The sequence below is a fragment of the Amycolatopsis sp. lyj-346 genome, from assembly GCF_046548975.1.
GTDB lineage: Bacteria > Actinomycetota > Actinomycetes > Mycobacteriales > Pseudonocardiaceae > Amycolatopsis.
Genome location: NZ_JAJPWT010000008.1, coordinates 165,611 through 179,110, shown reverse-complemented (window position 1 = coordinate 179,110; position 13,500 = coordinate 165,611). Strand labels below are relative to the sequence as shown.

At 71.7% G+C, this 13,500-nt stretch carries 1 protein-coding gene; it reads right to left on the bottom strand.

Going from position 1 to position 13,500, the window contains the following annotated elements; all coding sequences use genetic code 11:
• Positions 1–6: 6 nt before the first annotated feature.
• The gene (locus ACLJQE_RS24430) at positions 7–13,470 is read right to left on the bottom strand and encodes a type I polyketide synthase (protein WP_410641771.1); all 13,464 of its coding nucleotides are present in this window, start codon (positions 13,468–13,470) and stop codon (positions 7–9) included.
• Positions 13,471–13,500 lie beyond the last annotated feature (30 nt).

Here is a 13,500-nt window from a genome sequence, read left to right as displayed (position 1 = left end):
ATCGGGTCAGGACTTCCCGAACTCACGCTGGATGATGTCGAAGACCTCTTCGGAGGTCGCCGATTCGAGCTCGCCACCGACGATGTCCGGCGCGGTGTGCACCCGGGTCCGGGCCCACTTGGCCATGAGGTTCTCCAGCCGTTTCGTGATGTCGGCGTCGTCGGCTTCAGCCGGCGAGACCGTGGAAAGCAGGTGTTCGAGCCGGTCGATCTCGTCGACGACCGACGCCTGGGCGGCCACCGCGGGCACCAGTTCGGCCCGCAGGTGTTTCGCGAGCGCGACGGAGGTCGGGAAGTCGAAGATCACCGTGGTCGGCAGCGGCAGCCCGGTCGCCTTGATCAGCCGGTTCCGCAGCTCGACGGCCATCAGTGAGTCGAAGCCCAGTTCGGTGAATCCCCGCTTCGGCTTGACCGGCTCGGCTGTGGTGTGCCCGAGGACGTTCGCCGCTTCACCGCGGACCAGGTCCAGCACGATCCGGTCCTGTTCGGACTCCGGCAGGCCGGTGAGGCTCGTCCGGAACGTCGTCGTGGGGGTGGTGTCCTGGGACACCTGTGTTTCCGGGAGGTCGCCGAGGAGGGGGCTGGGGCGCATCGCCGTGAAGGCCGGGGCGAACCGGTCCCAGCTCACGTCGGCGATCGTGACGGTGACGTCCCCGGCGGCGAGTGCCTGCTGCAGTGCGGTGATCGCGTGCCGCGGCGGCAGGGCGGTCACCCCACGGCGGCGGAGCTCGGCTTCGGGTTCCCCCGCGGCCAGACCACCGTCCGCCCAGGGGCCCCAGGCCACCGAAGTCGCCGGCAGTCCGCGTTCGCGACGCTGCTCGGCGAAGGCGTCGAGGTAGGCGTTGGCCGCGGCGTACCCGCCGTGCCCGCCCGCACCCCAGGTCGCCGAGATCGAGGAGAACACGACGAACGCGTCCAGTGCCGCCCCGGCCAGCGCGGTGTCCAGGTTCGTCGCGCCCCGCACCTTCGCCGCCATGACCCGCTCGATCTCCGCGGCGTCCATCCCGGCGACCGGGCACGCCTGCCCGACACCGGCGGTGTGGAACACCGCGGTGACGTCCCGCCCCGCGACCAGCTCGGTCACCGCGGCCGGATCGGTGATGTCACACCCCACCACGGCCACCCGGGCGCCGGCCGCTGCCAGCTCGGCGACCAGTTCCGCCGCCCCCGGCGCGTCAACACCGCGGCGGCTGGTCAGCACCAGGTCCCGGACACCGGCACCCACCGCCCAGCGGGCGACGTGCGCCCCCAGCGCGCCGGTGCCACCGGTGATCAGGACCGTGCCCCGCGGCGTCCACCCGCTCGCCCCGGTGGTGGCGGGGGCGTGGCTCAGCCGGCGGGCGAAGACCCCGCCGTCCCGGATCGCGACCTGGTCTTCCGCTCCGCCCAGCACCGACACCAACCGGGCGCCGGCCCGGGCGTCGAGGGTGGCGGGCAGGTCGATCAAACCGCCCCAGTTCCGGGGGTGCTCCAGCGCCACCACCCGCCCCAAGCCCCACAGCTGCGCCTGGCCGGGATCGGCGGCCGCGTCCGCGCGGCCGGTGGACACCGCACCCCGGGTCACGCACCACAACGGCGCCGGCAGGTCGTCCAGGCGTCGCACCAGCCGGACCGCCTGCGCCACGGAGGCCACCGAGGACAGCACGCCCGCCGGGGTGTCACGACGTTCGCCCAGTGCCTGTTCGATCCCGTCGACGGTGGTGGTCACCACCTCGGCGCCGGCGGCCCGCAGCACCTCGGCCACCGCGTTGGCCGGATCCTCGGTGACCGCCAGCCACCACCCCGCGGCCGCCGCCGGCGTGGCCGGCGTGACCGGTGTCCAGGTGACCCGGTACCGCCACCCGTCCACCAGTGCGTTTTCGCGTCGCCCGCGTCGCCACGACGAGAGCATCGGCAGCACGGAGCTCACCGCGTCGAGGTCATCGGAGCCCAGCGTCCGCGCCAGCGCTCCGGGGTCCTCGCGCTCGACCAGGTCCCAGAACACTTCGTCCACAGCGGACACCGCGCCCGGCCCGGTCAACCAGAAGTGCTCGTGCTGGAAGGGGTAGGTCGGCACCTCGACGCGCCGGCCGCCGGCCACGAGCGGCGTCCAGTCCACCGTGCCGCCACGCACGTGAAGCTGCGCGATCGCGGTGATCAGCGTCCGGACTTCGTCGCGGTCCTTGCGCAGGGCGGGCAGGAACACCGCATCGGCGGCGGTGTCCGCGCCCATCGCCGACAGCGTGCCGCCGGGGCCCAGCTCGAGATGGGTCCGGACCCCCAGGTCGGTCAGCGTGCTCACGGCGTCACCGAACCGGACCGTCCGGCGCACCTGCTCCACCCAGTAGCCGGGCTCGGAGCATCCGGCGAGCTGCCCGGTCACGGTCGACACGATCGGCAGCGCCGGCTCTGCGAACTCCACGGTTTCGAGCACTCGGCGGAACTCTTCGAGCATCGGGTCCATCAGCGCCGAGTGGAAGGCGTGGCTGACCCGCAGCATGGTCGTCTTCACCCCGGCCGCGGCGAACCGGGCCACCACGGCCTCGACTTCGGCCTGCGCCCCGGAGACCACCACCGACCTCGGCCCGTTGACCGCCGCGATCTCGACACCCGTCGCAGCGACCTCGGCTTCGGAAGCCTGGATCGACGCCATCACCCCGCCCGAAGGCAGCGCCTGCATCAACCGGCCCCGCGCGGCCACCACCCGGGCCGCGTCCGCCAAAGACCACACGCCGGCCACGTGGGCCGCGCTCAGCTCACCAATGGAATGCCCCGCCAGGTAATCCGCGCCGACACCCCACGAAGCCACCAGCCGGAACAGCGCGACCTCGACGGCGAACAACCCGGCCTGCGCGTACATCGTCCGGTTCAGCAGCTCGCCGTCGTTCAGCACCACGTCCCGCACCCCGCGGTCGAGATGCCGGTCCAGTTCCGCGCACACTTCGTCGAAGGCGTCGGCGAACACCGGGAACGTGTCATAGAGCTCGCGGCCCATCCCCAGCCGCTGGGAACCCTGACCGGAGAACAACACCGCGAGCCCTCCCGGGACCACGGAACCGGACGCGATTTCGGTGCCGTCCAGCAGCACCGCGCGGTGATCGAACGTCGCCCGGCCCGTCACCAGCGAGTAGCCGACGTCCAGCGGAGACGCGGAATCGACGGCGGAACGCACCCGCTCGACCTGCGCGGCCAAGGCTTCGCCGGTGCGAGCGGACAGCACCCACGGCACCACCGCCGGCACCTCGGCGGGCCGCGGTGCCTCCTCTGCCACCGGCGCCTGCTCAAGGATCACGTGCGCGTTGGTGCCGCTGATCCCGAACGACGACACCCCGGCCCGACGCGGAGCCCCGGTCTCCGGCCACTCCCGCTGCTCGGTCAGCAACTCCACCGCACCAGCCGACCAGTCCACTTGGGACGACGGCGCATCAACGTGCAAAGTCTGCGGCAGCACCCCGTGCCGCATCGCCTGGACCATCTTGATGATCCCGGCCACACCCGCCGCCGCCTGGGTGTGCCCGATGTTCGACTTCAAGGACCCCAACCACAGTGGACGGTCCGCGGCGCGGTCCTGGCCGTAGGTGGCGAGCAGGGCCTGCGCCTCGATCGGGTCGCCGAGCCGGGTGCCGGTGCCGTGGGCCTCGACGACGTCGACCTCCTCGGCCGACAGCCGCGCGGCGGCGAGGGCCGCACGGATCACCCGCTGCTGCGAAGGCCCGTTCGGGGCGGTCAGGCCGTTGGAGGCACCGTCGGAGTTGACGGCCGTCCCCCGCACCACCGCCAGCACCGGGTGACCGAGCCGGCGGGCGTCCGACAGCCGCTCGACCAGCAGCACGCCGACGCCTTCACCCCAGCCGGTGCCGTCGGCCGCGTCCGCGAAGGCCTTGCACCGGCCGTCCGCGGCCAGCCCGCCCTGACGGTCGAACTCGGCGAACGTGCCGGGTGTCGCCATCACGGTGACACCGCCGGCCAACGCCAGGCTGCACTCACCTCGGTGCAGGGCTTGGATCGCCCAGTGCAGGGCGACCAGTGAGGAGGAGCAGGCCGTGTCCAGGGTGATCGCGGGCCCTTCCAGGCCGAAGGTGTAGGAAACCCGGCCGGAGAGCACACTCGTCGCGTTGCCGGTCAGCAGGTGACCGCCGCCCGAGTCGGCGGCGCCGCTCGCACCGGTCGCGTACCCCTGGCTCGAAGCACCGGTGAACACCCCGGTCCGGCTGCCCCGCACGGACGCCGGATCGATGCCGGCGCGTTCGAACGCCTCCCAGGACGCCTCGAGCAGGAGCCGCTGCTGGGGATCCATCGCGACCGCTTCGCGGGGCGAGATCCCGAAGAACTCGGCGTCGAACCGGCCGGCGTCGTGGAGGAAGCCGCCCTTGCGATCGAACGTGCTTTCCGGGAGCTCCGGCTCCCAGCCGCGGTCGACCGGGAAGTCCGAGATGCCGTCGCGGCCGTCGGACAGCAGCGCCCACAGGTCCTCCGGCGACGCAACGCCGCCGGGAAGGCGGCAGCTCATGCCGATGATGACCACGGGCTCGTCGGTGCTCACGCCACCGGAGACGGCACTCACCACGTCCCGGCGTTCACCCGAAACCTGCTCGCGGAGGTACCCCGCGACGGCGACCGGCGTCGGGTGGTCGAACACCAGCGTGGTGGGCAACGGAATGCCGGTTTCGCCGGTCAGCCGGTTGCGCAGCTCGACGGCGGTCAGCGAGTCGAAACCCATCCGCTGGAACGCCTGATCGCCCGCCACCGCGGCCGGGTCGGCGTGCCCGAGAACGGCCGCGGCGGCACCGCGAACCAGGTCCAGCACCACCCGGTCCCGGTCGGACTCCGGCAGGCCGGCGAGCCGGCTCCGGAACGTCGAGGTCGAGGCCGCCGCTGGGGACGCCTGCGTTTCCGGGAGGCTGCTGAGCAGCGGGCTGGGCCGCATCGCCGTGAAGGCCGGGGCGAACCGATCCCAGTCGACGTCGGCCACGGTGACCGTCACGTCATCGTTGTTCAGCGCCTGCTGCAGCGCGGCGATCGCGTGCCGCGGGGACAACGCGGTCACGCCTCGGCGGCGGAGTTCGGCTTCGGGTTCCCCTTCCGCCATGCCGCCGTCCGCCCACGGTCCCCACGCCACCGAGGTCGCCGGCAACCCGCGGCCACGGCGACGCTCGGCAAACGCGTCCAGGTAGGCGTTCGCCGCGGCGTAGGCGCCCTGGCCGCCCGCGCCCCAGGTCGCCGAGATCGAGGAGAACAGCACGAACACGTCCACGGCCACGTCCGCCAGCGCGGTTTCCAGGTTCGCGGCGCCGCGCACCTTCGCCGCCATGACCCGCTCGATCTCCGCGGCGTCCATCCCGGTGACCGGGCATCCCTGGCCCACACCGGCGGTGTGGAACACGGCGGTGACGTCCCGCCCCGCGACCAGCTCGGTCACCGCGGCCGGATCGGCGATGTCACACCCCACCACCGCCACCTTCGCGCCGGCCGCTGCCAGCTCGGCGACCAGTTCCGCCGCCCCCGGCGCGTCAACACCGCGACGGCTGGTCAGCACCAGGTCCCGAGCCCCGGAGGCGACCGCCCAACGGGCCACGTGAGCGCCGAGCGCGCCGGTGCCGCCCGTGATCAGGACGGTGCCCCGCGGCACCCAGCGGTGGGCCGTCGCCTCGGCGGGGGCACGGCTCAACCGACGCGTGAAGATCCCGCTCGGCCGGATCGCGACCTGGTCCTCGGCTCCGCCGAGCACCGACACCAGCCGGGCCCCGGTGCGGGCATCGAGGGTGGCGGGCAGGTCGATCAGCCCACCCCAGGTCCGGGGGTGTTCCAAAGCCACCACGCGGCCGAGGCCCCACAGCTGCGCCTGCTCCGGATCAACACCGGCGTCCGCGCGGCCGGTGGAGACCGCACCCCGGGTCACGCACCACAACGGCGCCGGCAGCTCGTCCAGGCGACGCACCAGCCGGACCGTCTGCTCCACGGAAGTCACCAGCGACACCACGCCCGCCGGGGCGTCACCACGCCGGTCGAGGTCCTGTTCGATCCCGTCGACCGTGGTGGTCACCACCTCGGTGCCGGTCGCTCGCAGCACGTCGGCCACCGCGTCGGCCGGGTCGTCGGTCACCACCAGCCACCACCCGGCGGCAGCAGCCGCCACGGTCGGCGTGCCGGGTGTCCAGGTGGCCCGGTACCGCCACCTGTCCACCAGCGCGTGGTCGCGTTGCCCCCGCCGCCACGACGACAGCATCGGCAGCACGCTGCTCACGGCTTCGAGGTCACCCGAACCCAGCGTCTGCGCCAGCGCTTCGGGATCCTCGCGCTCCACGACATCCCAGAAGACGTCCTCAACCCGGCCGGTGACGGGTGCGGCGGGCTCCGGCCAATACCGCTCGTGCTGGAAGGCGTAGGTGGGCAGCTCGACGCGCGCGCCACCGGCCACGAACGGCGCCCAATCCACCGCGGCACCCCGCACATACGCCCCCGCCACGGCGGTGACCAACGTCCGGACCTCATCACGGTCCTTACGCAACACCGGCAAAAACACGGCCTCGGAGGCAGTTTCGGCGCCCATCGCCGACAACGTCCCGCCCGGCCCCAACTCCAGATACGTCCGAACACCCAACTCGTTCAAAGTGCTTACCGCGTCACCGAACCTGACCGTCCGACGAACCTGCTCAACCCAATACCCCGGCTCGGACAGCTCGGCGACCTGCCCGGTCACCGTCGACACAATCGGCGTCGACGGCTCCCCGAACTCGACCGTCTCCAGCACCCGACGGAAATCCTCGAGCATCGGATCCATCAACACCGAATGGAACGCATGACTGACCCGCAACATGCTCGTCTTCACACCAGCCGCAGCAAACTGAGCCACCACCGAATCGACGGCCTCTTGCGTACCGGACACCACCACCGACGCCGGCCCGTTGACCGCCGCCACCTCAATGCCCGCAGCACGAACCTCAGCCTCAGTGGCCCGGATCGACGCCATCGCCCCACCCGAAGGCAGCGCTTGCATCAACCGGCCCCGCGCCGCCACCACCCGAGCCGCATCCGCCAACGACCACACACCAGCCACATGAGCCGCACTCAGCTCACCAATCGAATGCCCAGCCAGATACTCGGGCCGCACACCCCACGAAGACACCAGCCGATACAGCGCAACCTCGACCGCGAACAACCCGGCCTGGGTGTACACCGTCTGATCGAGCGACTCACCATCGCCGAACACCACATCCCGCACACCACGATCGAGATGCCGATCCAGCTCCGCACACACCTCATCAAAAGCATCAGCGAACACCGGGAACGCCTCATACAACTCCCGGCCCATCCCCACCCGCTGAGAACCCTGACCCGAGAACAACACCCCGACCCCACCGGGCACCACCGAACCAGACGCAACCTCGTCGCCGTCCAGCAGCACAGCGCGGTGATCGAACACCGACCGGCCCGCCACCAGCGAGTACCCGACGTCGACCGGCGACTGGGCAGCAACGAAGGAACGCAACCGGTCAACCTGTCCGGCCAGAGCTTCTCCGGTGTGAGCGGACACCACCCACGGCACCACCGGCGAGACCTCCGCAGGCTGCGGGGCATCCTCCACCGGAGCCTGCTCAAGGATCACGTGCGCGTTCGTGCCGCTGATCCCGAACGACGACACACCAGCCCGACGCGGCCGCCCAGTCTCCGGCCACTCCCGCTGCTCGGTCAGCAACTCCACCGCACCAGCCGACCAGTCCACATGAGACGACGGCGCATCAACGTGCAAAGTCTGCGGCAACAAACCATGCCGCATCGCCTGCACCATCTTGATGATCCCGGCCACACCGGCAGCAGCCTGCGTGTGCCCGATGTTGGACTTGATCGAACCCAGCCACAACGGGCGCTCGCGGTCCTGGCCGTAGGTGGCGAGCAGTGCCTGCGCTTCGATCGGGTCACCGAGAGTGGTCCCGGTGCCGTGCGCCTCGACCGCGTCGACCTGCTCGGGGGCGAGCCGCGCGTTGGCCAGCGCCTGCCGGATGACCCGCTGCTGCGAGGGACCGTTCGGGGCGGTCAGGCCGTTCGACGCACCGTCCTGGTTGACGGCGGAACCGCGCACCACCGCGAGCACCGGATGGCCGAGACGCCGAGCGTCGGACAGCCGCTCGACCAGCAGCATCCCGGCACCCTCGCCCCACCCGGTGCCGTCGGCCGCCTCGGCGAACGCCTTGCACCGGCCGTCCGCCGCCAGCCCACGCTGACGGCTGAACTCGACGAACAGCCCGGGCGTGGCCATCACGGTGACGCCACCGACCAGCGCGAGCGAGCACTCGCCTGCCGCGAGTGCCTGCGCGGCCCAGTGCAGCGCCACCAGCGAGGACGAGCACGCGGTGTCCACCGTGACCGCGGGGCCTTCCAGCCCGAGGGCGTACGACACGCGCCCCGACAGCACACTCGCCGAGCTGCCGGTCGCGAGGTAGCCGGCCGTCGCCTCGTCGTCGCCGGACAGCAGGTGCCCGTAGTCCTGGCCGTTGGTTCCGCAGAACACCCCGGTCGCGCTGCCGCGCAAGGTGGCCGGGTCGATGCCGGCCGACTCCACCGCTTCCCAGGACGCCTCCAGCAGCAGCCGTTGCTGCGGGTCCATCGCCAGGGCCTCGCGCGGTGAAATGCCGAAGAACTTCGCGTCGAACGCGGCCGCGTCGCGGAGGAACCCGCCCTCGGACACGTACGACGCGCCCACCTTCGCCGGGTCCGGGTCGTACAGGGACTCCAACTGCCAGCCCCGGTCGGCCGGGAAGCCGCCCATGGCATCGCCGCCCGCCGCCAGCAGCTCCCAAAGCTCCGCCGGTGACGTGACGCCGCCCGGGAAGTGGCAGCTCATCCCCACGATCGCCATCCGGTCGCCGTCCTCGGCGACCCGGACCGGGTCCGCCGAGGCCAGGAGCTCCTCCGTGCCGAGCAGCTCCGCCAGGAGGTACTCGGCGAGCCGGGCCGGGGTCGGGTAGTCGAAGACCACGGTGGACCGCAGGGAGACGCCGGTCGCGTGCTCGAGCCGGTTCCGCAGCTCCACCGCGCCCAGCGAGGTGAAGCCCTGGTCCTGGAAGGACCGTTCCGGGTGCACCGTCGACGAAGAGGCGTGGCCGAGCACGATCGCGGCGTCGGCGATCACCAGGTCGACCAGGACGCCGGCCCGGTCGTGCTCCGGAAGGGCGAGCATCTTCGAGACGAGAGAACGCCGTCCGACGCCGGAAGGCTCCTGGGGACGGTCCATCGTGCCCGACGCCGTGCGAACACCGGGCAGGTCGCTGATGAGCGGGACGGGCCGGGCGTCCACACTGCGTTCGGTGCCACGGTCCCACTGCACGTCCGCGACGACCAGGGACGTCTCGTCCTCGTCCAGCGCGTCCTGCAGCGCGGTCAAGGCGAGCGCGGGGTCCATCGCACCCGCGCCGTCCCGGCTGAAGCCTTCCTCGACGACACCCGCGCCGATGCCGCCGCCGGCCCAGTGTCCCCAAGCCACGGAGGTCGCCGTCAGACCTTGGGCCCGGCGGTGGTGGGCCAGCGCATCGAGGAAAGCGTTGCCCGGCGCGTAGTTCCCCTGCCCGGCGCCACCGAGCAGGCCACCGATCGAAGAGAACAGGACGAACGCGGACAGCTCGTGGTCACGGGTGAGTTCGTGCAGGTTCAGCGCGGACTGGACCTTGGCCCGCAGCGCGCGGTCCAGCTGCTCGACCGACAGGGTGTCGAGCATGCCGTCGTCGAGCACCGCCGCGCAGTGCATGACCGCATCCAGCGCGGGCAGCCCGGCGATCAGCTCGGCCAGTGCCTCCCGGTCGCCGGCGTCACAAGCGGCGAGGGTGACCCGAGAGCCGGTCGCGCGCAGCTCCTCCGCGAGGGTTTCGGCCCCCTCGGCGGCGGCACCCCGGCGGCTCACCAGCACCAGGTGCCCGGCGCCGTGGCCGGCGAGCCACCGTGCGGTGTGACCACCCAGCGCCCCGGTGGCGCCCGTGATCAGGACGGTCCCTTGTGGATGCCAGGAACGAGCCGGCCCGGACTCGCCCAGCGGTGCGGTGGCCAGCCTGCGCGCTTGAACCCCCGAGCCGCGGATGGCCAGCTGGTCCTCTCCGGACACACCGGAAAGCGCCCATCGCAACCAGGAAACCGCCCGTGAGCCGAGCGTCTCGGGAAGGTCGACAAGACCGCCCCGGCGTCGCGGCTGCTCGACTCCGAGCACCCCGCCCAGTCCCCAGAGCAGAGCCTGCGCGGGATCGGTCACCGGGTCGGCGCGGCCCACCGAGACCGCGCCCTGCGTCGCGATCCAGAGGGGACCACGGACGTCGGCGTCGTCGAGGGCCTGGACCAGGGCGACGGAGCCGGCGAACCCGGCCGGCGTGACCGTCGACTCCGGGTGCGGACGTGCTTCGAGGGCGAGGAAGGAAAGGATTCCGCCGACAACACGCTCGTCTTCGAGCACGTTCCCGAGGGATCGGGCGATCGACGCCCGGTCGTCTCCCGGCGCCACTTCGACGAGGCGCGCCGTGCCGAACGCCGGCAGGCAGTCCTGCACGAGCCGGTCCGAACCGGCCCCCTCCGGCACGACGACCAGCCAAGGGCCGTCGAGCCGGGATGCGGATGCGGTCAACGGCTTCCACGTCACCCGGTAGCGCCAAGAGTCGACGATGGACCTCTGCCGGCTCGTGCGACGCCACGACGACAAGGCTCGCAACACGGACGCCAGCGGCTGATCGGCGGCGACTTCCAGGGTTTCCGACACCAGCGCGACGTCTTCACGTTCGACGGCCTGCCAGAACGCCGCTTCCGCCGGGTCGGTCGCCGCACTCGGGAAGTCTTCGGGCTGGGGGTCGATCCAGTAGCGTTCGTGCTGGAAGGCGTAGGTCGGCAGGTCGACCCGGCGAGGTTGGTGCTCGGCGTAGAAAGCGGCCCAGTCGACCACGATGCCCTTGGTGTGGGCGTGCGCGAGCGCGGTGAGGAACTGAGTGGCCTCGTCGCGGTCACGCTGCAACGTCCCCAACGCCACCGCGTCACTGCCCACGGCGTCGAAGGTGTCGCTGAGCGCCATCGTCAGCACCGGATGCGGGCTCATCTCCAGGAACACCGTGTGTCCCTGACCCAGCAACGCCTCCGTCGCATTGTGGAACAGGACCGGATTGCGCAGGTTGCGGTACCAGTAGCCGGAATCGAGTTCGTTGGTGTCGAGCAAGTTCCCGGTCAGCGTGGAATAGAACGGCACGCTCCCGCTACGGGGACTGATGCCCGCCAGCACCGTGTCGAGTTCCTTCTCCAGCTCTTCGACCTGCACCGAGTGCGACGCGTAATCCACCGCAATGCGCTTGGCACGAACACCCTGCTCGTCACACCACGCCAGAACCTTCTCCACACCCGCCGAATCCGCCGACACCACCACCGACGCAGGACCATTGACCGCCGCAACCGCAACCCAGTCCGGGATCTCGTCGGCCGGCAACGCGACCGACACCATTCCCCCACCCCCGGCGAGCGCCCGGATCGCCAACGACCGCAACGCCACCACCTTCGCGCCGTCCTCCAGCGACAACGCACCCGCGACGCACGCCGCGGCGATTTCACCCTGCGAGTGCCCGACAACAGCGCCCGGCTGCACACCACACGCCTGCCAAAGGCGAGCCAGCGACACCATCACCGCCCACAAAGCCGGCTGCACCACATCAACCCGCGCCAGCATCTCCGAATCGGCGAGCACTCGAGTCAGCGACCACGGCACCCACTTCGACAACGCCCGCTCACACTCGGCCATCGCACCCGCGAACACCGCGGAGGACTCGAGCAAGCCCGTCGCCATGCCGACCCACTGCGCACCCTGACCCGGGAACACGAACACCGGACGCACCGACTGCGACGCAGTCCCCCGCACCACACCCGGCACCGCCCGGTCGTCACGGATCGCTTCCAGCCCCGCCAGCAGCGCCGCCCGGTCCCCGCCGACCACCGCGGCACGCTGCTCGAGACCCGCCCGGCCCGTCGCCAACGAGTAGCCGACGTCCACCGATGCCAGGTCCGGGCGCTCCCGGACCCACGACAGCAACCGCGCGGCCTGCTCCGCCAGCGCACTTTCGGTGTGCCCGGAGACGACCCAAGACACGGCCGGGGGCCCCGCCGCGGCGGGGCCGGCTTCTGCCGGCGTGGGGGCCTGCTCCAAGATCACGTGCGCGTTGGTCCCGCTGATGCCGAACGAAGACACCCCGGCCCGGCGCGGCTGCCCGGTCTCCGGCCACTCCCGCCGCTCGGTCAGCAGCTCGACCGCACCGGACTCCCAGTCCACGTGCGACGAGGGTTCGTCCACGTGCAACGTCCGGGGCAGCACCCCGTGCCGGATGGCCTGCACCATCTTGATGACCCCGGCGATCCCGGCGGCGGCCTGGGTGTGCCCGATGTTCGACTTGATCGAGCCCAGCCAGAGCGGGCGTTCGCGGTCCTGGCCGTAGGTGGCGAGCAGGGCCTGCGCCTCGATCGGGTCACCCAGGGTCGTTCCCGTGCCGTGGGCCTCGACGGCGTCGACCTGGCCGGGCACCAGCTGCGCGCTCGCCAGGGCCTGCCGGATGACCCGCTGCTGCGAGGGGCCGTTCGGCGCCGTCAAGCCGTTCGACGCGCCGTCCTGGTTGACCGCGGACCCTCGCACCACCGCCAGCACGGGGTGCCCGAGCCGGTGCGCGTCCGACAGGCGTTCCAGCAGCACCACGCCGACACCCTCGCCCCAGCCGGTGCCGTCGGCCGACTCCGCGAAGGACTTGCTGCGGCCGTCCGCGGCGAGGCCGCCCTGCCGGTTGAACTCCGCGAAGGTGCCCTGCGTGACCATGACGGTCACCCCGCCGGCCAGCGCCATCGAGCACTCGCCGTTCCTCAGCGACTGGCAGGCCAGGTGCAGGGCCACCAGCGACGACGAACACGCGGTGTCGATCGTGACGGTCGGCCCCTCCAGGCCGAACGAGTACGCCACCCGCCCGGACACGACACTGCTGGCGGCGCCGGTGAGCAAGTACCCTTCGACGTCCTCGGGAATGCTTTTCATCCGCGCCGCGAAGTCGTGGTACATGACACCCGCGAACACGCCGATCTGCCGTCCGCTCAACGAAAGCGGGTCCAGTCCGGCGCCTTCGAACGCCTCCCAGGACGCCTCCAGCAGCAGGCGCTGCTGCGGATCCATCGCCAGTGCCTCGCGCGGCCCGATCTTGAACAGCGCGGGGTCGAATTCGCCGGCGTCGTAGAGGAATCCGCCCTCCCGGGTGTACACCGGCGTGTCGGAGTCCCAGCCGCGGTCGGCGGGGAAGCCGGAAATGCCGTCGCCACCCGACGACACCAGCTCCCACAGCCCGTCCGGATCGGTCACGCCACCGGGGTAGCGGCAGCTCATGGCGACAACGGCGATCGGCTCGTGAGCCTTGCTCTCGACCGCCTGGAGACGCTCGGTGGTCTCCTGCAGATCGGCCGTGACCCGCTTGAGATACGCTCGGAGCTTCTCTTCGTTCGCCATCAGGGTGTCACCTGTCCGAGTAGTCGGTGAGCC